The organism is Leptotrichia sp., from assembly GCF_057270615.1.
On sequence record NZ_DBHIXN010000031.1, the window covers coordinates 1 to 25,907 of the forward strand.

The window sequence follows — 25,907 nt, forward strand, 5'->3', positions numbered from 1 at the left end:
GGGGAACGAAGACGTGTGGAAATTGCTCGAACGATTTCTACAAATCCAGATTTTATATTGCTAGATGAACCTTTTGCAGGAGTTGACCCGATTGCAGTAGAAGATATTCAGAATATAATAATGCAGTTAAAGGAACGTGGGCTTGGAATATTAATTACAGACCATAATGTGCGTGAAACACTTAGAATTACTGAAAGAGCGTATATAATGGCTGAAGGGACAATCTTGATTTCTGGAACTGGTGAGCAAATTGCAAATGATGAAACGGCTAGAAGAGTTTATCTTGGAGATAACTTCAAGCTGGATTAGGAGGTTGATTTTTTTTGAAAAATATGATTTTGACATCATCTTTATACGAAAGTATAGGATTTGTAAAAGAATTTTTGGATAAAAATGCTAAAAGTAAAAAAATATTATTTATTCCAACGGCAGCTAATGTGGAAGAGTATAAGAACTATATGTATCTTACAGAGAAGGTTTTTGAGGATATTGGATATGAAGTAGATAATTTTGATATTTCTGTTTTTTCAGAAAAAACTGTGAAGGAGAAATTATCGAAGGCAGAGATAATTTTTATTTCTGGTGGAAATACATTTTATTTATTACAAGAATTGAAAAGAAAAAATTTAATTTCTTGTTTGAAGGAAAGAATAGAGAATGGATTGCTTTATATTGGAGAATCAGCGGGGTCTGTAATAACAGGTCCTAATATCGAGTATGCTTCTCTTGCAGATGATAAAACGTCAGCAAAGGAACTAAGTGATTACACGGGAATGAACCTGATAGATTTTTATATAGTTCCTCATTTTGGTGAAGAACCGTTTGCAGAAAGTTCTGAAAAAATAGTTGAGTTGTATAAAGATAAATTGGACTTGAAATTAATAAATAATAAGGAAGCAATATTGGTTGAAAATGATGATTTTAGGATAATAAAAGAAAAAAATAAAAATAGGTGAAGATTCCTTGTGGTATAAGGAGGGTAAGAGTGTTATTAGATATAGAGATAAAAAATTTAAAATCTTTTAAAAATCAAACAATTTTTTCAATGGAAGCTGAAAATAAAATTGAAGATAGAAATTCTTTTGAAGTTGAAGTAGGGAAAGAAAAATTTGAATTGTTGAAAACTGCTGTGCTGTTTGGAGGAAATGCCAGCGGGAAATCGAATTTCACTTCAGTTTTAAGTATATTCAGGTATTATTTGTTTAATAAAGGGATAGAAAAATATAATAAAGAAGGCTTTAGATTTGGGGAAGAAGATAAAAATTCAACGATAAAAGTAAGGAATGTAGTAGATGATAAAATTTATGAATATATATTAGAAATAAATTTTAATACAAACAAAATTATAAAAGAAAAGTTATATATAACTGCTTTAGAAAGAAAACTTGTTTTTGAAAGGGAAAACAATAAAATTGTAAAATATGACAAGGAAATATTTTCAGAATATGAAATAACTATAGGTTTTATAAATGAAACTCTGACAGACAGTGATAGTGTAATATCAAGAATTATCGAATGGAGAGTTCCTGAAGAAATAGAAAAATATATATTTTATATAGATAAAATAAAAATTAATAATTATAGTGATGATTTGGGAAAATATATATATGAAAATAAAAATAACAAAAAGTTAGTCATAGAATTTTTAAAAAAAATAGGAATTATTGTGAATGATATTGAGGTGTATAGAGAAAAAAATGAATTTTTCTTAAAAAATATACGAGAAAGTAAAGAATTTCAGATACTGAGTGAAAAAGAACAGGAGAAATTGTTATCTCAAATAGCTTATATTTATAGAATACATTTTGTTTATGAAGATAACCAAAAACAAAAATATAAATTAGACTATTATGAGCAATCGGAAGGAACACAAAAGATACTATCAATGTTTTTTCCAATCTATAATTTATTAAATAATGGGGGAGTAATGATAATAGATGAATTAGACATTACTTTGCATTATAGCTTGATAAAGGAAATCATAAAAATGTTTAATTCTGTAGAATATAATAGAAAAAATGCTCAATTAATATTTACTACTCATAATTTATTATTATTGGATTTTAATTTATTTAGAGAAGATCAAATATGGTTTTTGGAAAATAATGATGTGTCAACAGGAACTGAACTTTATTCATTATCAGATATAGAAGGATACAAAAAAAATAAATACTTATTAAGAGATTATTTAAATGGAAATTTTGGTGGAATACCTAAATTAAAAGATTTTGGGGTTGATTTATGGCTAGAAAAAAAGGAATGAATAACAAAAATCGAAAATTAAAGAAAAAGTATATTTATTTTTTTATGGAAGGATCTAAAAATTGTAGCGAAGATAAGTATATAAAGGAGTATTACGGACAATTTCAAGATAAGGCAGTAGATATTGGATTCAGATTTATTTCTTGTGGAGATGGAAACTGGAGAAATATAGAAAAGGAAATAAATAAAGAAAAAAGAAATATAATTGATGAAAATATTGAAATTTGGTGTGTTTTAGACAAAGATAAAAATGATTTGGATAAAATTAATAAGGAATGTGTGAAAAATAATTATAAATTGATTTTTTCCAATTGCTCTTTTGAAGTTTGGTTGCTATATCATTATGAAAATATAAAGATAGGAGAATGCAGTCAAAAAAATTATGAAAATATTCTTACAAGGAAACTAAATAAGAAATATAAGAAAAGTGAAGGAATAAAATTTACTTTTGATGATAAAGAAAGAGCAATTAGGCAATCCAAAAAGATACATGAAAAATATCAGAGATTGGAAGAAAAAATAAATAATAGTTTTAATTGTACAAATTTTTATATGATTTTGGAAAAATTTAAAGAAGTTTTTTATAATTTTGAATTAGAGTAATAACTAAAATTTTAAATTTATTTTTAAAAATAAGATAAGTAAAATTTATAAATAAAAAAGATATAATTAAAGAGAGGATAGAAAAAATGACAGGAAATGAAATAAGAAAAAGTTTTGTAGATTTTTTTAAATCAAAGGAGCATAAACATTTTGAAAGTGCTTCTTTAATACCAGATGACAAAAGTTTGTTGTTGACGGTGGCTGGGATGGTACCGTTTAAACCATTTTTCTTGGGAGAGAAAGAAGCTCCGTTTCCAAGAATTACGACTTATCAAAAATGTATAAGAACTAATGATTTGGAGAATGTAGGAAGAACACCTAGACACCATACATTTTTTGAAATGCTGGGGAACTTCTCGTTTGGAGATTACTTTAAAAAGGAAGCGATTGAATGGTCTTGGGAATATATAACAAAAATTTTGAAATTAGATCCAGAAAGACTTTATGTTTCTGTTTATAAAACAGACGATGAGGCTTATGAAATTTGGAATAAAGAAATTGGAGTGCCTGAAGATAGAATTGTTAGACTTGGAGAAGAAGATAACTGGTGGGCAGCTGGACCTGTAGGTTCTTGTGGGCCTTGTAGTGAAATTTACTACGATACACAAAATATGGGGAAAAATAATGAAGAAATTAACTGTAAGCCAGGAGATGAAGGAGATAGATTCTTAGAAATTTGGAACCTTGTGTTTACTGAATGGAATAGACTTGAAGACGGTTCACTTGTGCCACTTCCAGAAAAAAATATTGATACAGGAGCAGGACTTGAAAGAATAGCTTCAGTTGTGCAAAAAAAAGATAATAACTTTGAAACTGATATATTTATGCCGATAATAAAAGGTATTGAGAAAGTTTTAGATATTAAGAAAGAAGAATTTGAAATTACTGTAAAAGTTATTGCGGATCATATTAGAGCGTCAGTATTTTTGATAGCGGATGGAGTTTTGCCATCAAATGAAGGTCGTGGATATATTTTAAGAAAAATTATAAGAAGAGCATTTGGTGCGGGAATCGTTGCAAAACAAAAATTGGATATTACGAAAGATGATTTGTTCTTGTATAAATTAGTGCCTTATGTTGTGGAAAATATGAAAGAGGCGTATCCAGAATTAGTTGAAAAACAAGAATATATTGAAAAAGTTTTAAGAATTGAGCAAGAAAGATTTGCGTTGACATTGAAAAATGGAATTGAAATGCTAACTGAAGAAATTGAAAAAATGGATAAAGAAGGAATTAAAAAACTTTCAGCAGATGCTTCGTTTAAATTATATGATACATTTGGACTTCCATTTGAATTGACAGAATTAATTTTGGAAAATCAAGGGTATGAAGTTTCTGAAGAAGAATTTAACCAAAAATTAGAGGAACAAGTAAAAAGATCAAAAAATAGCAGAGTTACAGTTTCAGATATGATAAAAGATGACTTTATTGATAAATTCTTTGAAGAACACGGAAAAACTGAATTTACAGGATATGAAAAATTTAAAGATGAAGGAAAGATTTTGCATATTGCTAAAAGTGAAGGGATTTCAGGATATGAAGTGATTTTTGATAGAACGCCATTTTATGCGGAATCAGGAGGACAAGTTGCTGATACTGGAATTATTACTTCTGGAGAATTTGAAGGAAAAGTTGTAAATGTTGTGAAAAAACATGATGTATTTATTCATCAAGTAGAGATTGTAAAAGGAATTGCTCCAGCAGTTGGTGCAGAAGTAAAAATGGAAATTGATGCGGATCGTAGAAAAGATATTCAAAGAAACCATACTGCAACACATATTTTACATAAAGTTTTAAGAGAAAATTTAGGAACTCACGTTGAGCAATCTGGTTCGCTTGTGGATAATGAAAAATTGAGATTTGACTTTTCACATTATGAAGCAATTGAGCCAGAAATGATTGAAAAAATCGAAAAATCTGTAAATGACATTATTTTGTCTAACTTGAAAGTTAAAATTGATTTTGAAAATATTGAAGATGCGAAAAAAAGAGGAGCGATGGCACTTTTCTCTGATAAATATGGAGATGTAGTTCGTGTTGTTGAAATTGACGGATATTCAATCGAGCTTTGTGGAGGTGCACATGTTAAGTCTACTGGAGAAATTGGATTATTCAATATCGAATCTGAAAGTGGAATCGCCTCAGGAACTCGTAGAATTACAGCGACAACTGGACATGCGAGTTTGAAATATGTTAATAAACTTGAAGAAAAATTAAGTAAAGTTGCTGGAATGTTGAAAACTGATGGAAAAAATGTGGTTGACGTTGTAGAAAAATATATTGCAGAAGCTAAAAGTATCGTAAAAGAATATGAGCAATTACAAACTAAATTAGTAAAATATGAAATTAATGAATTACTTGAAAATGTAGATGAAATAAATGGAGTAAAAGTATTAAAAGCTGCATTTGCAAATAAAGATGTAAACGAATTAAAAGAAATCGTAGATAGAGGAAAAGAAAAACTTCAATCTGGAATTATTATTTTGGGAACAAATAATGGCGGAAAAGCGATTTTCGTAGTTGGAGTTACAAAAGACTTGATTTCAAAAGTAAAAGCTGGAGAAATCGTAAAAGTTGCAGCTCAAGTTGCCGGTGGAAACGGTGGAGGAAGACCTGATTTTGCACAAGCTGGTGGAAAAGATGGAAATGCTGTAAAAGAAGCTGTTGATAAAGCATTTGAGTTTGTAAATGAAAAATTGTAATTTATATAATTGAATAAATGCCAATTAGCAAGGGGTTTATCCCCTTGTCAAAAAATTAATTCATAATTTGAATAATAAAATTTAGAAATGAGAAGAAGATGAGAAAATTTATTGGACTTGATGTTGGAGATGTAAGAATTGGGGTTGCAAAATGCGATCCTTTGGGAATTCTTGCGACTGCTCTTGAAGTGATTGACAGAAATAAGACTGAGCCGATTTCTCGAATAAAAGAGATATTAGACGATGAAAGCACAAAAAAAGTCGTTGTTGGACTTCCGAAAAGCTTGGACGGAACTAAAAAAAGGCAAGTTGAAAAAGTTGAAGAATTTGTGGAAGAGTTAAAAAAAGAAATACCAGGAATTCAGATTATTTTTGTGGATGAGAGATATACGACAACAGAAGCGGAACATTATTTGAAAAATTATTCTAAAAAGAATGGGAAAGAGCGAAGGAAAGTTGTGGATATGGTGGCAGCTTCGATAATTTTACAAAAATATTTGGATACATTAGCTTAATAAAGTAATAAAAGTATATTTATTTTAAAATTTATTAAACATATTTATAAGAATAGATATTTAAATAAAATAAAAAAAGAAAGGATAAAAAAATGCAAAATAAAAAATCACATTATGTTTGGTTGCTTGTAGTTATTATTGCTCCAATTATTATTTTGGCATTAAACAAAATAAAGCTGGGGCTTGATTTACGTGGTGGAACATCGGTTGTACTGCAGGCACAAGGTAAAATTGAACCTGATACAATGAGTAAAGTTAGAAGTATTATTGAAAGAAGGGTAAACAGTATTGGAGTGGCTGAACCTGTTATTCAGCTTAGTGGAAATGATAAATTGATAGTAGAGCTTGCAGGAATAAAGGATCCTCAAAAGGCAGTTGAACTAATTGGTACAACAGCAAAACTTGAGTTTAGAATAAAAAATGCAAATGGTTCTTATGGACCTGTACTTTTGGAAGGGTCTGCCTTAAAATCTGCAGGAGTAACAAGAGATCAAATGGGTATGCCATCAGTTAGCTTTGAATTAAATTCACAAGGTGCAAATGCTTTTGCTAAGATTACAAGAGAAAATATTGGAAAGCAATTGGCAATAATGCTGGATAATAAGGAACAATCAGCTCCTACAATTAATAGTGAAATCAATGGAGGAAGTGGAATTATAACTGGAAGATTTTCAATGGAAGAAGCTAATAACCTTGCAAATCTGCTAAAATCAGGAGCATTGCCTGTTGAAATTAAAATTGTTGAAAATAGAACAGTTGGTGCGACACTTGGAGTAGATTCTATAAAACAAACAGGAGTAGCTGGACTAATTGCTTTATGTGTAATTTCAGTATTTATGATTGCTATTTATAAAATACCTGGAATTGTGGCAGATATTGCACTTCTTATAAATGGAGTTTTAGTTTTAGGACTGCTTAGTGGTGTAGGTGCAGCTTTGACGCTTCCAGGGATTGCAGGATTTATCTTGACATTGGGAATGGCAGTTGACTCAAATGTAATTACTTATGAAAGAATAAAAGAAGAGCTGCGATTTGGAGAGTCGATACACGATGCAGTAGAAAAAGGTTATGAAAATGCTTTTCCTGCGATAATTGATGGAAATATAACAACATTGCTTGTGGCGGCTGTGTTATTTTTCTTTGGAACAGGACCAATAAAGGGATTTGCTGTAACATTATCGCTTGGTGTAGTTGCTACAGTAATTACAGGAGTTTTTGTTTCAAAAATATTCTTGAGATTATTTATAAAAGTATTTAAAATAAAAAGAGAACAGTTGTTCTGGAAAGGAGCTTTGAATAATGAAGATTAATTTGAAAGTTATAAAACATAGAAAACTTTATTTGGGAATTTCAGCAGCAATGGTTTTAATTTCACTAATTTCACTATTTACTATAAAATTAAATTTGGGAGTTGATTTTAAAGGGGGAGAATTAATTCAATTAAAATACAGTAAAAAAATAGATCAAAATGCAGTAAATAATACGTTAAATAGCCTAGTTGGTCAAATTCCTCAAATGAAAGCCAAAAGAGTGCAGTTTTCTGATACAGATAATACAGTTATTATAAGAACTGAACAATTAAGCAATGCTCAAAAAGCAAAAATAATGTCAGAGCTAAATCAAAAAACTGGAAAATATGAAGTTGTAAAAAATGAAACTGTAGGTGCAGTAATTGGTAAAGAATTAACAGCAAATGCGTTTCAAGCATTAATAATAGGAAGTATATTGATTATTATTTATATAACAGTAAGATTTGAGTTTATTTATGCAATAGCAGGAATTGTAGCATTAATTCACGATGTTATTATTTCATTTGGAGTTATAACAATGTTACGATATGAAATAGATACACCATTTATTGCAGCAATTCTTACAATTTTGGGATACTCTATTAATGATACAATTGTCGTTTTTGACAGAATTAGGGAAAATATTAAGAAAAACAGATCAGGTAGAAATAAAGTTGTGATGTCATTTGGTGAAGTAATAGAAAAATCTATAAATCAAGTATTTACAAGATCAATTTATACTTCATTGACTACATTGTTTTCTGTAATTGTACTTCTTATTCTAGGTGGAGATACGTTAAAGACTTTTAGTATGACATTGTTTGCAGGAATGCTAGTTGGAACATATTCATCAGTATTTGTGGCAAGTCCTTTAGTTTATATAATGAAAAAAGGTAAAGATGAGCCAAAAGCTAAAGACACTATAAAACATTCTGGAAAAACAGTAAATGGATATGATGAAAAGGATAAAGTTTTAGTATAAAAAATAAATAAAATGATAGATTTAGAAGGTGGATTGAAAAATGCGATGCTGGGCAGAAATAAATATAAATAATTTATATGGCAATATTGACGAAATTGAAAAAATTGTGCCTAAAGAGAAAATAATTGCAGTAATAAAGGCAGATGCTTATGGGCATGGAATGTTAAAAATATGTGATGTGCTAATAAAAAAAGGAATTAAGAATTTTGCAGTGGCAACAAGTGATGAGGCACTAAAAATAAAAGAGCTTCATAAGGACATTATGGTGCTGATATTAGGGCCTGTGGAAAATGAATATATGGATCTTATTGCTGATAAGAAGATTTATTTTATGGTAACAGATTTTGAAGAAATAGAATTTTTGGAAAAAACTGGAGAAGAAAATGGTAAAACTGTAGATGTGTTTATAAAGATAGATACAGGAATGGGTCGTGTAGGCTTCCAGGAAAATGAAGCAGAACAATTAAATAAAGTTCTTAAAAAAGTAAGACATATTAATCCTATAGGAATTTTTTCGCATTTTTCATCATCTGATAGTGACAAAGAATATACAAAATTTCAAGAAAGAAAATTTAAAGCAATGTGTGAAAAAATATCAAGTGGGATACCATCAATACAATACAGACATTTGCATAACAGCTTTGGGATTTTGAAATTTCAAGAAAGCATAGAAGATTTTGTGAGAGCTGGAATTATAATTTATGGTGGAGTTACGGATAAAGAAACAGCACCATATAAATTTAAGCCTGTAATGTCTCTTTTTGCTAAAATAAGTTATATAAAAACATTAAAAGAAAACAGTTTTATAAGTTATGGGAATACTTATCTTGGAAAAGCTGGAAAAACTTATGCAACTGTTTCTATTGGATATGCTGATGGAGTAAGACGAGACTTGTCAAACAAAGGTTATGTCTTTTATAAAGGGCATAAATGTGAGATTGTAGGACGTGTCTGTATGGATCAGCTTATGATTTTACTTCCTGATGAATTAAAAGATGTAGCTAAAAAAGGTGACATTGTAGAATTTTTTGGTGAGAATATAAGTGTTGTGGAAGTTGCTGAATTGTGTGGCACTATTTCGTATGAAATTTTGTGTGGAATAAGTCAGAGAGTGCCTAGAATTTATGTAGAAAAATAGAGGTAAAAAAAATGATACTGGATATTGGATTTGTAGTTTTGTTGATAATATTTATTCTTCTTGGGTATAGAAGAGGTTTTTCTCTGGAGTTTTTTAATATGTTTAAGTATATTTTTATTATTTTTGTAACAAATTATTTGTATAAGTTTTTTTTGGATTCAGAGAGAATTAAGTCACAAAATCAGCTAAAAATATTTGTTATTATTGTTATAATCCAATGTATCATTTATTCTATTATTTTGATGATTAATAGAAAATTTTTGAAAAGTATAAAAATAAAAAAATTTGATAAGTTTTCTGGAATGATATTTGGAATAATGAAATTATTTTTTGTTGCGATTATTGTGTATATCGTGGTGATTGTGGGATCTATAAGAAGTAAAAATATAAAAACTGCAAGAAATAAAAGTTTTTGCGTTAAGATTATGACAAAATATGCGTTAAGATTTACAGATTCCTTTCCTAGATTTATAAAAAATGATGTAGAAAGATATGTCATAAGTCAAAGAGAAAAAGAAGTTATAAACGATGTTTTGCATAATTATAAAAGTCCAAAACCAGATGGATTTGATAAATCAAAAGATATTAATTAAAATAAATAAAAAAATTGTGAAAAAATGAAATAAAATAAAAAAGGAAAATTGATAAAAATGAAAATAATTGACAGGTATATCTACAATTCACTTATTTTGCCGTCATTGTTTGGAATTAGCATATTTACATTTATTATGATGTTAAATGTTGTAATGGAAGTTATGGAACGTCTATTTGCAAGTGATTTGCCATTTATATCTATAATAGACTATCTATTTTATGCGATGCCAGGGGTTTTAGTTCAGACAATACCTATGGGAGCATTTTTAGGAGTAATGCTTGTTTATGGTGGACTTTCAGAAACAAATGAAATTGTTGCGATGGAAGGATCTGGGATAGGTCTTTTTAGAATACTTAAACCAGCATTTATTTTTGGTGTAGTATTGACATTAATTGGATTAGGACTTGAAATTTATGTAAATCCACGTGCATTAAAAAATATAAATGCCCAAACAAAACAAGTACTTGCTTCAAAACCTAGTTCATTGACAGAAGAAAAAGTGTTTTTGACAAATGAGGAAAAAGGATTTGGTTTTTATATTGACGAGGTAAATAATGAAAATGCAACTGCTAAGAATTTTTTGATTATAAACAAACGTGGGGATAATCATTATCCAATAGTTTTTTTAGCTGAGAATGCAAGATTTGATCCAGGAATTATAAATTTAAGTAAAGTAAAGGGTTATGCTTTTGAGAAAGATGGAAGCAATCAGGTTTCAGCTGAATATATGGAACAGGAAATACCAATTTCAACTTTTTTCAGAGAAAACAAAAAGGAAGTGAAAAAAAGCCGTAAAGAAATGAATATAAAGGAATTAAACGAGTTCTACAAACAAAATATAAATAAACCTGAAGAAAAAGAATCAGCCTTAAAGGCACAGGTAGAAATTTATCAAAGACTTATAGGACCACTGGCAAGTACACTTTTGTGCTGGCTTGGAGTTCTTCTTTCAGTAGGGCATAGAAGAAGTGGAAGAGGGATAAGTTTTGGAATAAGTTTAATCGTTATTTTCGGTTACATAGGAATGGCAAGTTATGCAAAAATTATGGTATTAAAAAATAACGTACCTGCAAACATTGCAATGTGGGTTCCTAATTTTGTTTTACTTATATTATGCATATACTATTCAATAAAAAAATATAGGGGAAATTAATGAAAGGAGGAGCATGAATAAATTAGATAAATATATAATTTCAAATTATGTAAAAAGTTTTGTTGTGGGTATGATGATGTTTTTTTTGATTTTTTTGCTGGCAGAAAGTATTAGTTTGACGGGATGGCTTATGGATGGAAAGCTTAAAGGACATGACGCCATAAAATATTTAAGGTATGGAACACCTGAAATTATAACAAATACAGCTCCTCTTGGAGTACTGCTAGGAAGTCTTCTATGTATAAGTAAAATGGCAAAGCAGCTGGAAATAGCCGCAATGAAAACAAGTGGAATAAGTTTTGCAAGAATAGCACTGCTTCCTATGATTTTTTCATTTTTGGTAAGTATGGGAGTGTTTTGGATAAATTATGACCTGCTTGGAAGATCAAATATGAAAAAGGAAAATTTAAAATCCCTTAAAGTTGATAATAAGGAGCCTGTAAGGGCACAAAAAAAGTTTGTTTTTGTAAAAATTGACAAAAAGACGGTTTTGTATAGTGAAGATGTAAATAAAAATACCGGTACAATGCAGTATATCGAAATTTTTAAATTTGAAAGAGGATTTAGCAAAATTGGGAAGATATATACTTCATCATTTGCTAAAATTAATCCAAAGACTAATGTATGGACTTTTAAGGATTTAAAAGAATATGACAGCAGAAGTAATTTGACAAAGCCTTTTGACACAAAAAAGTTTAAGTTTATTGCAAGTATGGAAGATGTTTTGGCAAGTCCTGTAAAAGCTAAGAATCTGACAATGCCGGAATTGCGTGAAAAAACAGTTTACTTTACAAGAGTTGGGGCGGATTCATTGGATTTGAGGATAGAATTTTATTATAGAATATCTTTTGCGCTATCATCATTTGTAATGTGTTTAATTGGACTTTCATTGGGAAGTAGGTATGTAAGAGGAGGAGCTGCATTAAATATTGGGTTATCTGTAATAATAGGTTACGCATATTATGGTGTCAGTACAATCTTGCGTTCAATGGCAGTCGCAGGAACAGTTCCAATTTATATGGCTTGTTTTATTCCTCTAATTGTATTTTTTATAATTGGAATAAAATTATTTAGAGATTCAGAGTATTAAAAATTAATTATTAAAAAGATTCAGAGAGGATTGGTATGATAGAAAAAATAATGACAGATACTGGCATAGAAGTTATTTTTGATAAGTTGGAAAGTATTTCTACATGTTCAGTTGGCGTGTTTGTAAAAACTGGGTCACGAGATGAAAGTGATACAGAGGAAGGAATTTCACATGTTTTAGAACATATGATTTTTAAAGGGACTCCAACTAGGAATTATTTTGAAATTTCAGATGAAATCGACTATTTTGGAGCAAATGTGAATGCACATACTACAAAGGAGGAAACTGTTTTTTATATAAATGCCTTGACACAGTTTTTGGGAAAATCTGTAGATATTTTGTTTGATATTGTTACAAATTCTACGATTGATGAAAAAGAGCTTGAAAAGGAAAAGGATGTGATTATTGAAGAAATAAAGATGTATAAAGATTCGCCAGATGATTTGGTATTTGAGATGAATTATGCAGATAGCATAAACGGACAGTATGGAAAACCTATTATTGGAACGAAGGAAAGCGTAAAAGGATTTACAGCCAAAGAAATTAGAAAATATTACAAGGAAAGATATACAAGGGATAATATTGTAGTTGTAGTTTCAGGAAATTTTGATAAAAATGAAATTATTAAGAAAATAGATGAGTATTTTGGAAAACTGGCTGATAAAAAAATTAATAGACGTGAAAAAATAAATTTTTCATTTAATGCTGGAAAAAGAGTTGTTTCAAAGAATATAAATCAAGTTAATATTTGTATTTCTCATCAAAGTGAAGATTATAATAGTAAAAATAGAATATATAATGATATTTTATCAAATATTATCGGAGGTTCAATGAGTTCCAGACTTTTTCAGGAAATTCGTGAAAAAAATGGACTTGCATATTCTGTTTATACATACAATCAATACTACCTTTCAGGAGGCTTAACATCGACTTATATTGGGACAAATTTGGAAAATTATGAAAAAGCAATAGAAATAACGCTTGCACAGTTTAAAAAATTACGTGAAAATGGAGTGACAGAAGCTGAACTTCAAAAAGCAAAAAATAAATATATAAGTAGAATTGCATTTGCAATGGAAAATCCACGATCAAGAATGGGAATTTTGGGAAATTATTATATTAGAAAAAATGAAATTTTAGATACAGAAAAAATAAAAAGTGAAGTAAATGCAGTAAAACTTATAGATGTAAATAATTTTGCAAAAACTGGATATTTATCTGAAAATATTACAGTTCTTGGTAATTTTGATAAATAGATTAAAAAATAGGGTTAGGAGAAGAGAATGTTTCAAAGTCAAAGAATGATTGAAAATCTAAAAAATAATATTTTTCGTATGGATAAAATGATTTTATTAATAGTCTATGCACTTGTAACAGTTAGTACAGTATTTGTATATAGTGCAACAAGACAAAGTGGAATGGTTAGTAAAAATATTTTGTGGATTGTTCTAGGAACAGTATTGATGTTTTTTATAGCATCATTTGATTATAAACTTATAAAACTGTATATCTGGCATATTTATGGAATTGGAGCGATATTGTTGCTGCTTGTTCGTTTTGCTGGGAAAAAAACACTTGGAGCGCAACGTTGGATAGCATTAGGGCCATTTCAGTTACAACCGTCAGAATTTGTAAAAGTAGTAATTATCTTAGTTATTGCCTTTTGGATTGTGGATAAATATAAAAATGGAATCAATAACTTGAAAGATATTATTGGTTCAGTTCTTCCTGCAATGCCTCTTATATTGCTTATTTTAATACAGCCTGATTTAGGAACAACATTAATAACAATTTGTGCATTTTTATTTATGATTTTCTTGTATGATGCGAATATGAAGCCAATCTGGATAATAGGAATTGTAGTAATGTTGTCAGTTTATCCAGTTTATAGATTTGTACTTAGCAGCTATCAAAGGGATCGTGTAGAAACATTTTTACATCCTGAAAAAGATAAAAAGGGAAGCGGATGGCATGTAATTCAATCGAAAATCTCAGTTGGAGCAGGAGGAGTATTAGGAAAGGGAGTGCTACAAGGAAGTCAAAGCCGATTAGAGTTTCTTCCAGAAGCACAGACAGATTTTATTTTTTCAGTATTATCTGAAGAATTAGGATTTTTTGGATCTTCATTGGTGCTACTTTTGTATTTTGGATTAATTTTTGAGATAATGAGGATTACCCGAATTATACAGGATGACTTTGGCCGGCTTATATTATATGGACTGGCGGGTGTAATATTTATGCACGTAATCGTAAATGTTGGAATGACAATCGGACTTGTTCCAGTTACTGGAAAACCGTTATTATTTATGAGCTACGGTGGAAGTTCATTTTTAGCATCATTTATAATAATAGGAATAGTAGAGAGCATAAAAATTCATAATAATTAATAATTTGGAAAATAGGAGAAATTTTTGGAAAAGAATGAAATTATTGTAAATTCTGAAATGGAAGGGATGAGACTGGATAGGTATTTGAGAAAAAATTTCAAAAATGAGCCACTTAGCAGAATTTTTGGAGCAATAAGGTCTGGAGATATTAAAGTCAATGGAAAAAAGTCAAAGGAAAATTATAGACTTGTATTAAATGACAAAATCATAATAAAAAGATTTTTTATTGAAAATATTGAAAAAAATAAAACAGAAAAATTAAAAATTTCACAAAATGATATTGAAAAATATAAAAAAATGGTAATTTTTGAAAATGAGGATTTTTTTATTGTCAATAAGGCAGAAAAAATTCCAATGCATAAGGGAACAGGGCATAAATATGGACTTAGTGAAGTTTTTAAAAAAATTTACAAAAGTGAGAATATTAATTTTGCAAATAGGCTTGATTTTGATACATCAGGGCTTGTAATAGGCTGTAAAACATTAAAGTTCCTGAGATATATTTCTAAAAAAATTAGAGATAATGAAGTTCATAAAAAATATTTTGCAATTGTTCATAATAGAGAATTTAAAATGGGAAATAGTTTTAAAATTGAAAATTATTTGACAACGGCTGAAAATAAGGTTATTATCTCTAAAAATCCTATTTCAAAGGAATCTAGAAAAGGTATTACTCATTTTGAATATGTAGATATTTATAAATTAAAAAATCAAGAAAAAATATTGGATTTGCTGGGAAAAAATAAAAATGTGGCACTCTTGGATATTGAATTAATTACTGGGAGAAAACATCAAATAAGAGCCCAGCTGGCTGATAAGGGACTTTTTATAGTTGGAGATAAAAAATATGGAGTAAAGGATGGAAGTAATAGATTTTTTCTTTGCTGCTATTCACTTTCATTTGACAAATACAAATTTTCGATTTTAGATAGGGTATTTTTTTAGGAATATGTATTTTTCAAATTTTATTCTAATGAAAATGATGTATTATATAATAGTATTATAACACCTGTTATTTATATTTGGACTCAAATAATATTAATGTCAAACAAATATTAATATTTGTTGTTATAAATGAGTTTTATGTAAAATAATAAAAATTTGAGTAAAACAGTTATAATTTTTAAGTTTAATTTTGAAAATTTTGAAATAACTTTACTATAAAAAATAAAATTTTTGAGAGGTGAAAAAAATGGGTTTGTTTTCAAGTAGAAAATCAAAAAACAAGTATGTTACGCTTACATCTAAGTCAAAATTGACAGTGGATATTGTGGATGATAACAAGTGGAAAAAGTGTAATCAATGTAATGAGATTATTTACAACGAGGATTTGAAAAATAATCTGAATGTATGTCCAAAATGTGGAAATTATTTTAGACTTACAGCATTTGAGAGAATTGAGCTTTTGATTGATGAAGGGACTTTCATAGAAGAGGATATGACGCTTAATTCTAAAAATATATTAAATTTTCCTGGATATGAAGATAAGCTGGAAGCTTCACGTGAGCGAAGTCGTATGTTAGACGGAGTTATAAGTGGAACTGGTAAAATTAATGGAATGGAAATAAGTATTGCTGCGATGGAATTTAGTTTTATGGGTGGAAGCATGGGTTCTGTTGTTGGAGAAAAAATTACAAGAGCATTAGAACGTGGACTTAAAAAGAAAATACCTGTTGTAGTAGTTTCAAGTTCTGGTGGTGCTAGAATGCAAGAGGGAGTTTTATCACTTATGCAAATGGCAAAAACTTCAGGAGCAGTTAAAAAATTAAATGATGCAGGGATTCCGTTTATTTCTGTACCTGTTGATCCTACTAGTGGTGGAGTTACTGCTTCTTTTGCAATGCTTGGAGATGTGATTATAACAGAACCAAATGCATTTATTGCCTTTGCAGGACCTAGGGTCATTGAACAAACTGTAAACCAAAAATTGCCAAAAGGATTTCAAAGAGCAGAATTTTTGTTAGAGCATGGAATGGTTGACATAATTTCAGAAAGAAAAGACTTGAAAGCGACAATTTACAGAGTATTGGAAAAATTGGTGTAAATTTTAAAATTTTTCAAATGAAAGGATAAAAATATGAGTATAAAAGATGAAATTAAAGAATTGGAAGATAATATAGCCGAGTTAAAAAAATTTTCAGCTGAAAAAAACATTGATTTTTCTCCTCAAATTACAGAACTTCAAAAAAAATTGGAAAACAGATATAAGGATTTTGAGGAAAATGAAATGGATGCATGGAGCAGAATTCAAATTTCAAGAGATCCGAAAAGACCATACACATTGGATTATATAAATGAATTGACACAAGATTTTGTGGAACTTCATGGTGACAGACTGTCAAAGGATGATAATGCCATTGTTGGTGGACTTGCAATGATTGACGGATATAACATAATGATAATTGGACAGCAAAAGGGAAGAGATATTGACTCAAATATTTATAGAAATTTTGGTATGGCAAGTCCTGAAGGTTATAGGAAGGCACTAAGATTAATGAAAATGGCAGAACGTTTTAAATTGTCAATCTTAACTTTGATTGATACGTCTGGAGCATATCCTGGAATAGAAGCTGAAGAAAAAGGCCAAGGTGAAGCTATTGCTAAAAACCTGGCAGAAATGTTTGGGCTGCGTGTACCAATTATAACAGTTGTAATTGGTGAAGGTGGAAGTGGTGGAGCATTGGGAATTGGAGTGGCAGATTCTATCTTAATGCTTGAAAATAGTGTATATTCAGTTATTTCTCCTGAAGGATGTGCATCTATCCTTTTTAATGATTCAACAAAAGCACCTGAAGCTGCAAAAAGTTTAAAAATGGATGCGATTAGCTTAAAAAGTTTGGGAATTATAGATGAAATCATAAAAGAGCCATTAGGAGGGGCACATAGAAACTTTGAAGAAACAGCTCAAAATCTAAAGGCTGCAGTTGTAGAGGAATTTAAAAGAATTGATAAGTATTCATTACGTGAATTATTGAGAAAAAGATATGAAAAATATAGAAAAATGGGAGATTTTTTTGAGGAGTAATTTTGAATATTATTTTTGTAACAGATATTTTTATTTAGCAAGGGGTTAAAACCCCTTGTTTTAAAATATTCATAGATTTTTAGCTTAGTTTTCTCCATTTGAATAACTAATATATTATTCATTTTTTAAAAAACTTTTTTTGAAAGTGATATAAAAAATATGAAAACTTAAAGTTCAAAACACCAATTCCTGTTGCTAAAATATTCGTTAAAATGTGACTTGGAAAATATTTTTGACTAATTTTCCCAACAATAAACATTCCAAGACAAAATATTGCCATTCGCTTTAGATATTCAAAATTTCCTCGTAATTTAGGCTTATCTTGAAAATATAAAATTTTTTCAATACCGTTTATAAGTAAATTTATATTTATTATTGAAATTATTGCTCCAATTAAATATCCAAAATAAACTTCAACACAGTTAAAAATTATTCCTAGAAGAGAAAAAAATATCATAGTAAAAATTGAAATAATGTATGCACCTTTTATATTTTCAGGCATTTTTTCCAGCATTTCTGTATTTCCTTTCTTTTTTCTTGTTGTTTTAAAGCTTTGCAGTTATTTTATATTGTTTATTTGCTTTATAAGCGACCAGTAGCCTGAAATAGCTCCCAAAATAAGAAAAACAATCAAAACAATTGGCTGGTCTGTTTTAAATAAATATTTTTTTAAAAGCATATAAAACCCTAGCATAATTAGAATTGGCAAGGCAAGAATGTAAACCATATTTGTTGCAAGAGCAAAATATTTCATTATTTTATTATTTCTTTTATTTTTTGCTTGTTTGCTATCATCGTGCCTTCCAAGTTTTTTTTCTATTTCAAAAAGTTTTTGTTTTCTTTTTTCTTCTTCTGTTAAATCATTTTTTTTATTTTTTTCGTTTTCTATTTTCATAAGTTACCTTCTTTTTTATAATTATAATTTTTTTAAGATAAAAAATATTCGGCTTTCACCAAATTTAGGGTTTGAGGCAGTATCGAGTATTTCAAAACCTTTATTTTGAACGGTTTTTATGATCCATTCTGGATCGTAAATAAATTTGTTTTGAATTTCATTGTATTTTCTGAATAGATTATCATTTTTGCTTTCACGAATAAATAGATCTATTTCTATTAGATGTTTTTTTGAGGATAGTTGTTCGTGTCGCCAAATGCTTGTGTATTCTGGTTCTTCATCTAAAAATATTTCGTTTTCAAATATTTCTTCAAAAATATCTTCAGTTACAGCATCAAAAATCAAATATCCATCTTTTTTTAAGTTTTTGTTGCATTTTTCAATAAATTTTAAAAATTCTTTTTCGTCTTTTAAATAATTTACAGTGTCAAAGTTGCAGACAATATAGTCGACTTGGCATAAATTATTATTTTTGTCAGAATTATGATTATTTTCAAAATCTATTGTATTTTCATAATTTATAATATTTTCTTTGATAAGTTTATATTTGTCTTTTTGAAATTTTTTTTTGTTAAATGTATTTTCAAATGTTGCTTTTCTATCTAATTTTTTTTGTGCAACTTCTAGCATTTTTTCAGATAGATCCACTCCCACAACAAAAAATCCATCTTCAAGAAATCGTAAGACAAATTCTCCAGTTCCGCATCCAAGATCCAGAACAGTTCCTTTCTTTTTTATGAATATTTTTAAAAAACTATACCATCCATCATAATCTACATATTTCATAAAAATATCATAAATTTCAGCAAATTTTTTGTGCATAAATTTCCCCTTATTTAATTTTTTTTATTTATAGTAAAACTTCAACTCAAAAGCTATGACTATTTTGCTCAAACCCTAAGTTTATACGATTTTTAATATTTGAATTATAATACATTATACTTTAAATATTATAATTTTACAAGTTCATATTTTTACTTTATTAATCATTATAAAATGTTTGGAAAATATTATTGGTTATGATATAATATGATGAAATAAAAATAAATAGGCAATACTATTTTCTTATTAGAATGATAAGTTTGTCAAAAAGTAAATTTTTTTTGTTTTTTAAATAAATTTAGAAAAAAGGAGATCAAAAATGACAAATAATTTAAGAAAGGCAAAAAAAGACTTATGTTCATTTGCTAAAAAATGTAAAGATTTTAAGTATACAGATTCAGCATTAATTACATTTTTAATTACAGGTGCTGTAAATATTACAAATAATTTGTTTTCTGCAGAAGAAAATAAAAACATTGAAAGTCAGAAACAAGTTATCTCTACATCAATAAAGGATATACATAGCAAAGTTCAAGAAACAAGAAGAGAAAATAACAAACTTTTGAAAAAGACAAATTTAGAATTGATTCAGCTAATGGAACAAGGAGATCATGTTGTTAAATCGCCTTGGTCAAGTTGGCAATATGGAGTTAATAGTTTTTATAACAACTGGAACGGTACATACAAGGGAAGAGGAGATAAAAAACAAAAATATCCTTATGAAGGAATTTTTGAAAGAGATTCAAACAAGTTTAACAGATATGTTTCACCAATAAGCAGAAACTATCACTCATTATTAGGTTTGTCTGTCAATTCAAGATCAGCATCTACAAATAACAGAACAGGATTAAAGACAAGCTACGGTATTGAAAGCTCAATAAAGGTAGAAGAACCTATTACATCTTTAGAGCTTAGTGCAGGAATAAAGCCTAGAATGATTAACAAAAAACCTTTAAATATAACATTAGGACCAGTAAATGCACCGAATGCACCGGTACTTTCAATTTCAGCGCCAACACCAATAGCTGCGGCACCACCAACAATTGTTCCGCCAACAGTTACTTTAAATATTCCAACACCTAATACTAAACCATTTAATGACTTTAGTTTTACTCAAGGAAGATATGCTGATTATCAATCAACAAAAAATGATGAAACTATAGGAAATATTTACTATACTATAGGTGTAAATCCTAATAATCCAGATATAAATCCAGATAATATAACTACAACAAATAGAGCAAATTTCCTTAATACTAATACGTATAAAGTAACCAATAATACTCCAAGTGCGGGAGTAGTAGGAGCAGCTATTTTACGTTTAAATAATAAAACAGGAAGTTTAAGAGGTAATGATAATGAGACTACTTGGAATTCTGATATCACAGAAGGAGATGAAAATGGAAATGGTGCAATAGTTCACGGAGTTACTTATGGAGGTAAATCAGCAACAGAAAGAGTTAAGTTCTATGCCGCAGGAGATATACTTAATGATGGAAGTAATAAATTAGGAACAGGTTCTCCAACTAGACAGGGAGCTATTGCCATACATAGTGTATGGAATGGTACATTACATGATATAGAAGGATATTTAAAGGGTAGAGCAGCAATGTTTTCAATAGAAACATGGCACTCTCCTAAATTAATATTTAAGAATATAAAAGTAGATATACAAGGAAATGAAAATACTTTATTCTATATCTATCCTACTAGATATCAAGCAGTAGTTGATAAGGTTGGAGATTTTAACTCTTTTGCACAAAGAGGAGCCTTTATAGGTCAAGTAAATGCTGATATAAAATCACAAAAGAATGCAATATACTCAATAATGGGGATATCAGGAAGTTTTAATATAACTAGTACAGGTACATATAAACTAGAAGGTTCTAATAACCTTGTTTATTCTGGACTTGGTTATTCTCCAAATTTCCAAAATTTTATAGGAAATAATGCTGCAAATGGTTGGGTATCTGATAGATACAAAACAGGTATGACACCAGTAATAAACTTAAAAAAAGCTCCTGAATCTTATGGTGATGGAAACGTAATAATGTATTTTAGTGATTTAATTCCTGATAATGAAGGAGAATATGCTCAAACAAACGTATATCCTAATCTTTCAGCAGGTTCTGCTGAATATAGAAATTGGAAAAAATCAAAAATTGGTATTTTCCAAGGAGAAATAAGAGCTAGTGCTAGAATAGGTGAGAAATTAAACTTAAATGGTACAGCTGCTCAAACAGCTGAGGGAAATAAAATACAACAAGCTGGTGGAACTCTTGTAAATGGAGATAATAAGTATGTAGAAAATAATGTTGGTATATTAGCTCAATCTGGACAAAGAGGAGAAGTAGGAGGTAGAAAGATAACTCCTACTGAAGATTTAGGAGCTGCTGGCTTTCCATGGGTTGATCAAGATAAGATACATGCTCTGTATGTAAATGATATCGATGTAACTTTTGGTAAATACTCTAAAGGTGGATTAATGGTAGTTTCTGAAAAAGGAACTCAAGTGGATGTTGCAGTTACAGATCCAACTAATCCACATCATACAAATGTAGTTAAGGATGGAAGTGGAAATCCTATAGCAGGCAAAACAGATGCTGCAACTATTCCAGTAAAAACTACTCCAGTTTTAGACTATAATAAGTTAAGTACAGATTACACAAATGATAATAAAATTGTAAGTTCTGCTCAGGATAGCAGTAATGAAGCGGCAATAGGAACTATAATTGGTTATGCAAAAGGTAAGTGGAGTGATTCAACTACACGTATGGGTGTACCTTCTTCTGGAGCATCAGGAATGTCAGCAACTACTATAGCAGCTCTTAAGGATAAACCATCTGAAATTAATTTTGGTGTTCCTGTTGAAATGTCAGCTAAATATGCTGAAGTAAATGGTACTAAATTTAATCCAGTTGCCTATGTAGCAGAAGGTGGAAAAATAACTGCCAAAAATACAAAAGCATATGGATATGGTTCAGTAATCGCATATTCAAAAGATGGAGGGGATATAGCAATTACAGGAAACATAGAAGCTAAAGATGAATGGGCGGCAAATGATGCAACTACAGCTTTAGAAAAGAATAAAAATATAGGAGCTTATGCTGATGGTACTGGTTCAAAAGTTACTGTTAGTGGAAATGCTACAATAAATGGACTTGGAGCTTTGGCTAAAGGTGGAGAAGTTGAAATTAATGGTTCAGCAAGTACTATAAATACAGGAGATAGTGCAGGAATAGCTGCAATAAATGGAGGAAAAGTTCAATTTGGAGGAGGAAGCATAAATATTGGAAGTAATGGTGTAGACAATACGACTCCATTCTATGCTGATGCAACTTCAAAAGTTAATATTACAGGACCAACTAATATTAATATGAGTAAAGGAACTATACTTGTGGGAGCTGCCAGTGACTATTCAGCAACATCAGGGACTGCTACAAGATATAATGGTATGAGTAATGTTAATTTGACAGTAACAGGAGATGCCAAGATTATCAAAAATACAGTTGGAGGACCAACTGTAACATGGACAAACTCTGGAAGCCTTGCAACTGATGTTATGAATACTACAAAATTTGGAAGCATTACTGCTGATCCTTCAAGATATAAAGCATATTATTCAGATGGAACTTTTGTAATAGCTGGAAACGCACAGTTAGGAAATGCCACTGCTGCAGATACATTCGATAATGTTAATCTTGTAAGAGAAAAAGTTACAATAAATCCAGGAGTGACAGTTTACTCTACAACTGGAACAGGTCTTGCAATGGCATCATCAACAACAGCTACAAGTAATGCTGATTCTGGATACGACAACCAAGGAACAATTAACATAACAGGAAGTTCATTAAGCAAAGCTGCAACAAATGTAAGCTATGGTACAATTACAAATAAAGGAACAATAAACCTTGATAAAGGTGTAGGAATGTATGGAACGAATGGAAGTAAACTTGAAAATACTTCTTCAGGAACTATAAATATCACAGATTCTGGATATGGAATAGTAGGAATGGCTACAGGATCAACACCACAAGCATACGGAAAAGATGCAGGAGCCGCTGGAAAAGCTGTAGAAATAATAAATGACGGTGCAATCAATGTTGCTGGAAATAATGGAATAGGAATATTTGCAGATGATAACAAAGGTGTAGCATTGAATGAAATAACAGTTACTAATAGTAAACCACTTTCACTTGGAGATGGAGGAGTAGGTATAGCTGTGACAGATTCTTCAAATTCAGGAAGTGGAGGAATCATAAATGTTACAGGAACAGGATCATCAGATATTAAGGTTGGAGCAAATGGTATTGGAATCTATGCTCAAAATTCTACTGTTAATTTGAACAGTAATTACGGAATTGAAACAAAAGATGGAGGAGTAGGAATTTACTTAACAGGAAATTCAACATTGCCAACATCATCAACATTGGAATATAAATATTCTGGAAGCAATACAGGAAGAGGAATGGGAATTATATACAATGTTGCAAATAGTACAAATGGTACAAATGTAAATCTTGTAAATAGTACAGGAACTACAGGAGGACTTATAGGAATATTTGCAAATGGTGGAGGAACATTTACTAATAGCGGTTCAATAACAGGATCATCAACAGAAAAAGACTTTGGTATTATTTCAGAAAATACAAATGTAAATAATAGTGGAAATATAACATTAGGAAATGCCTCTAATCCAAATAATCCAAATATAGGAATATACGCTAAGACAAATAACGATATAACAAATTCAGGAAATATTGCAGTAGGAGATAATGCAGTAGGAATCTATGGATATGGTGTTACTAATAATGGAAATATTACAACTGGATCACAAGGAACAGCAATTTATTCTCAAGGTGGAAACATTAACTTGAATTCTGGAACAGTGTCAGTTGGATCAAATTCAGGAGTAGGAGTATATACAGCTGGAAACGGACAGACAGTAACAGCAGGTGCCGGATCAAATATGATTATAGGTGCTGATTCGTTCGGATTCTCTAATGTAGGTCAAGGAAACCATATTATATCTAATATAAACAACGTTGACTTAAATGATAGCTCAATATATGTTTATTCGAGAGATAATACTGGAACAGTTGATAATTATACAAAACTTACAGCAATTGGTACTTCAGGAGATAACTATGGAATATATTCTGCTGGAACAGTTAATAACTATGCTGATATGGATTTAAGAAATGGAATAGGAAATGTAGGAATATACAGTATAAATGGAGGTACAGCTAAAAATATTGGTGGAACAATAACAGTAGGAGATTCTGATGTACCAAATTCAAGATATTCAATAGGTATGGCAGCAGGATATGCAGGAGATGCTACGACACCAGCATATACTGGAAATATTGTCAATGAAGGTACAATCAATGTAAAAGGTAAAAATAGCTTAGGTATGTATGGAACAGGTGTTGGAACAACTGTATATAACGGTACTGCACCAGGTTCAGGAGCAACAATAAACCTTGAAGCTGATGGAGCTATGGGTATCTATCTTGACGAAGGAGCAAAAGGATTTAACTACGGAACAATAACAACTGTAGGAGCTCCTAAAAAAGCTGTAGGAGTAGTTGTAAGAAAAAATTCTGAATTTACTAACTATGGTAATGTTATAATAAATTCAGATGAAGGTTATGCTTTCTTTAGAACAAGTGGAGGTGTAATTAAAAACTATGGTAACTTTACTGTAACAGGTGGAGCTGAAAAAGAATTTGTGCCAGGAGGAAAAGCAACAGGAAAAAGCGTAGGTGGAGTTCATATAGTAGCTGCCGCTGGAGCAACAGAAGCTCAAATAATCGATCCATTTGGAAACATTGTAAATCCAACAGTTGTTCCTAAAACAGCTGAAAATGTGGATGCTATGACATCAAGTATAGGAATGTATGTTGATACATTGAGAGGAACAAATCCTATTAATGGATTGAGTGCAATAAAAGTTCAAAAAGCAGATTTAATAATTGGATCAGAAGCTGCAATGAACACTCAAAGCAAATACATAAAAGTGGATCAAGGAATATTGAAACCATATAATGATGCAATAGCTGCTAATCCTCAAATTACAAAATGGGATATTTATTCAGGTTCAGCAACATGGATTTCAACAGCTACAATAGATCAAAGTACAGGAGAAATAGGAAATGTATATTTAGCTAAAATACCTTATACAGCATTTGCAGGTAATGAAGGTACACCTGTAAACGGTACAGATACTTATAATTTCCTTGATGGATTGGAACAAAGATATGGAGTGGAAGCACTTGGAACAAGAGAAAATCAATTATTCCAAAAATTAAATGGAATTGGTAAAAATGAAAAGATATTATTCTATCAAGCAACAGACGAAATGATGGGACACCAATATGGAAACTTGCAACAAAGAATAAATGCAACTGGAAACTTGCTTGACAAAGAGTTTAAATATTTAAAACATG

21 protein-coding genes are annotated in these 25,907 nt (G+C 29.8%); 18 read left to right on the plus strand and 3 right to left on the minus strand.

From position 1 onward, the window contains the following. The 17 genes from ACO409_RS06810 to ACO409_RS06890 all read left to right on the plus strand — a co-directional run. On the plus strand, positions 1-309 hold a 309-nt coding region (locus ACO409_RS06810; RefSeq protein ID WP_485556046.1), incomplete at its 5' end, for an ATP-binding cassette domain-containing protein. Positions 310-323: 14 nt separating this feature from the next. Further along, complete coding sequence (locus tag ACO409_RS06815) at positions 324-956, plus strand: Type 1 glutamine amidotransferase-like domain-containing protein (protein WP_485556048.1); 633 nt, start codon at positions 324-326, stop codon at positions 954-956. Between the two features lie 29 nt (positions 957-985). After that, on the plus strand, positions 986-2,263 hold the full coding sequence (locus ACO409_RS06820) for an AAA family ATPase (RefSeq protein WP_485556050.1): 1,278 nt from the start codon (positions 986-988) through the stop codon (positions 2,261-2,263). Beyond that, a complete protein-coding gene (locus ACO409_RS06825; RefSeq protein ID WP_485556052.1) occupies positions 2,242-2,865 on the plus strand; it encodes an RloB family protein in 624 nt (207 codons plus the stop codon). The genes ACO409_RS06820 and ACO409_RS06825 overlap by 22 nt, the downstream gene beginning before the upstream one ends. An 86-nt stretch (positions 2,866-2,951) precedes the next feature. Continuing rightward, positions 2,952-5,567: an alanine--tRNA ligase gene (alaS, locus tag ACO409_RS06830; protein ID WP_485556054.1), complete on the plus strand. Its 2,616-nt coding sequence runs from the start codon at positions 2,952-2,954 to the stop codon at positions 5,565-5,567. Positions 5,568-5,665: 98 nt separating this feature from the next. Further along, entirely contained in the window at positions 5,666-6,082 is a 417-nt protein-coding gene (gene ruvX / locus ACO409_RS06835; protein ID WP_147004146.1) for a Holliday junction resolvase RuvX, read from the plus strand. Between the two features lie 92 nt (positions 6,083-6,174). Next, positions 6,175-7,392, plus strand: coding sequence for a protein translocase subunit SecD (gene secD, locus ACO409_RS06840; protein WP_485556056.1), 1,218 nt, complete (start codon positions 6,175-6,177; stop codon positions 7,390-7,392). Beyond that, positions 7,382-8,353 carry a protein translocase subunit SecF gene (gene secF / locus ACO409_RS06845; protein WP_485556058.1) on the plus strand — a complete coding sequence of 324 codons (972 nt, stop codon included), beginning with the start codon at positions 7,382-7,384 and terminating at the stop codon, positions 8,351-8,353. Before secD ends, secF begins: the two co-directional genes overlap by 11 nt. Positions 8,354-8,393: 40 nt before the next feature. Next, positions 8,394-9,491, plus strand: a complete 1,098-nt coding sequence (alr, locus tag ACO409_RS06850; protein ID WP_485556059.1) for an alanine racemase — start codon at positions 8,394-8,396, stop codon at positions 9,489-9,491. Positions 9,492-9,502: 11 nt separating this feature from the next. Continuing rightward, positions 9,503-10,084: a CvpA family protein gene (locus ACO409_RS06855; protein WP_485556061.1), complete on the plus strand. Its 582-nt coding sequence runs from the start codon at positions 9,503-9,505 to the stop codon at positions 10,082-10,084. Between the two features lie 57 nt (positions 10,085-10,141). Continuing rightward, on the plus strand, positions 10,142-11,239 hold the full coding sequence (locus ACO409_RS06860) for an LptF/LptG family permease (protein WP_485556063.1): 1,098 nt from the start codon (positions 10,142-10,144) through the stop codon (positions 11,237-11,239). 13 nt (positions 11,240-11,252) lie between these two features. Continuing rightward, positions 11,253-12,329 (plus strand): LptF/LptG family permease, encoded by a 1,077-nt coding sequence (locus tag ACO409_RS06865; RefSeq protein ID WP_485556065.1) that lies wholly within the window; start codon positions 11,253-11,255, stop codon positions 12,327-12,329. A gap of 35 nt (positions 12,330-12,364) precedes the next feature. After that, positions 12,365-13,585 (plus strand): M16 family metallopeptidase, encoded by a 1,221-nt coding sequence (locus tag ACO409_RS06870; protein ID WP_485556066.1) that lies wholly within the window; start codon positions 12,365-12,367, stop codon positions 13,583-13,585. 27 nt (positions 13,586-13,612) lie between these two features. Further along, positions 13,613-14,716 carry a rod shape-determining protein RodA gene (gene rodA, locus ACO409_RS06875; protein ID WP_485556067.1) on the plus strand — a complete coding sequence of 368 codons (1,104 nt, stop codon included), beginning with the start codon at positions 13,613-13,615 and terminating at the stop codon, positions 14,714-14,716. Between the two features lie 24 nt (positions 14,717-14,740). Further along, positions 14,741-15,661, plus strand: a complete 921-nt coding sequence (locus tag ACO409_RS06880; protein ID WP_485556068.1) for an RluA family pseudouridine synthase — start codon at positions 14,741-14,743, stop codon at positions 15,659-15,661. Positions 15,662-15,908: 247 nt separating this feature from the next. Then, positions 15,909-16,760 carry an acetyl-CoA carboxylase, carboxyltransferase subunit beta gene (gene accD, locus ACO409_RS06885; protein WP_485556069.1) on the plus strand — a complete coding sequence of 284 codons (852 nt, stop codon included), beginning with the start codon at positions 15,909-15,911 and terminating at the stop codon, positions 16,758-16,760. Between the two features lie 33 nt (positions 16,761-16,793). Next, positions 16,794-17,741: an acetyl-CoA carboxylase carboxyltransferase subunit alpha gene (locus ACO409_RS06890; protein WP_485556070.1), complete on the plus strand. Its 948-nt coding sequence runs from the start codon at positions 16,794-16,796 to the stop codon at positions 17,739-17,741. Positions 17,742-17,859: 118 nt separating this feature from the next. On the opposite strand, the gene ACO409_RS06895 is transcribed toward ACO409_RS06890, so the two are convergent. The 3 genes from ACO409_RS06895 to ACO409_RS06905 are packed head-to-tail and all read right to left on the minus strand — an operon-like array spanning position 17,860 to position 19,458. Next, positions 17,860-18,255 carry an ATP synthase subunit I gene (locus ACO409_RS06895; protein WP_485556071.1) on the minus strand — a complete coding sequence of 132 codons (396 nt, stop codon included), beginning with the start codon at positions 18,253-18,255 and terminating at the stop codon, positions 17,860-17,862. A 45-nt stretch (positions 18,256-18,300) separates the two neighbouring features. Then, entirely contained in the window at positions 18,301-18,636 is a 336-nt protein-coding gene (locus ACO409_RS06900) for an AtpZ/AtpI family protein (RefSeq protein WP_485556072.1), read from the minus strand. Positions 18,637-18,657: 21 nt separating this feature from the next. Further along, entirely contained in the window at positions 18,658-19,458 is an 801-nt protein-coding gene (locus tag ACO409_RS06905) for a class I SAM-dependent DNA methyltransferase (RefSeq protein WP_485556073.1), read from the minus strand. A gap of 319 nt (positions 19,459-19,777) precedes the next feature. Here ACO409_RS06905 and ACO409_RS06910 point away from each other — a divergent pair. Then, a partial coding sequence (locus ACO409_RS06910) for an autotransporter-associated N-terminal domain-containing protein (RefSeq protein WP_485556074.1) occupies positions 19,778-25,907 on the plus strand: 6,130 nt, incomplete at its 3' end.

Coding starts and splice junctions, on each gene's coding strand:
- ACO409_RS06895 (WP_485556071.1), bottom strand. CDS start 18,255: ATGCTGGAAAAAATGCCTGAAAATATAAAAGGTGCATACATTATTTCA.
- alaS (WP_485556054.1), top strand. CDS start 2,952: ATGACAGGAAATGAAATAAGAAAAAGTTTTGTAGATTTTTTTAAATCA.
- alr (WP_485556059.1), top strand. CDS start 8,394: ATGCGATGCTGGGCAGAAATAAATATAAATAATTTATATGGCAATATT.
- ACO409_RS06870 (WP_485556066.1), top strand. CDS start 12,365: ATGATAGAAAAAATAATGACAGATACTGGCATAGAAGTTATTTTTGAT.
- secD (WP_485556056.1), top strand. CDS start 6,175: ATGCAAAATAAAAAATCACATTATGTTTGGTTGCTTGTAGTTATTATT.
- accD (WP_485556069.1), top strand. CDS start 15,909: ATGGGTTTGTTTTCAAGTAGAAAATCAAAAAACAAGTATGTTACGCTT.
- secF (WP_485556058.1), top strand. CDS start 7,382: ATGAAGATTAATTTGAAAGTTATAAAACATAGAAAACTTTATTTGGGA.
- ACO409_RS06865 (WP_485556065.1), top strand. CDS start 11,253: ATGAATAAATTAGATAAATATATAATTTCAAATTATGTAAAAAGTTTT.
- ACO409_RS06825 (WP_485556052.1), top strand. CDS start 2,242: ATGGCTAGAAAAAAAGGAATGAATAACAAAAATCGAAAATTAAAGAAA.
- ruvX (WP_147004146.1), top strand. CDS start 5,666: ATGAGAAAATTTATTGGACTTGATGTTGGAGATGTAAGAATTGGGGTT.
- ACO409_RS06860 (WP_485556063.1), top strand. CDS start 10,142: ATGAAAATAATTGACAGGTATATCTACAATTCACTTATTTTGCCGTCA.
- ACO409_RS06890 (WP_485556070.1), top strand. CDS start 16,794: ATGAGTATAAAAGATGAAATTAAAGAATTGGAAGATAATATAGCCGAG.
- rodA (WP_485556067.1), top strand. CDS start 13,613: ATGTTTCAAAGTCAAAGAATGATTGAAAATCTAAAAAATAATATTTTT.
- ACO409_RS06905 (WP_485556073.1), bottom strand. CDS start 19,458: ATGCACAAAAAATTTGCTGAAATTTATGATATTTTTATGAAATATGTA.
- ACO409_RS06900 (WP_485556072.1), bottom strand. CDS start 18,636: ATGAAAATAGAAAACGAAAAAAATAAAAAAAATGATTTAACAGAAGAA.
- ACO409_RS06855 (WP_485556061.1), top strand. CDS start 9,503: ATGATACTGGATATTGGATTTGTAGTTTTGTTGATAATATTTATTCTT.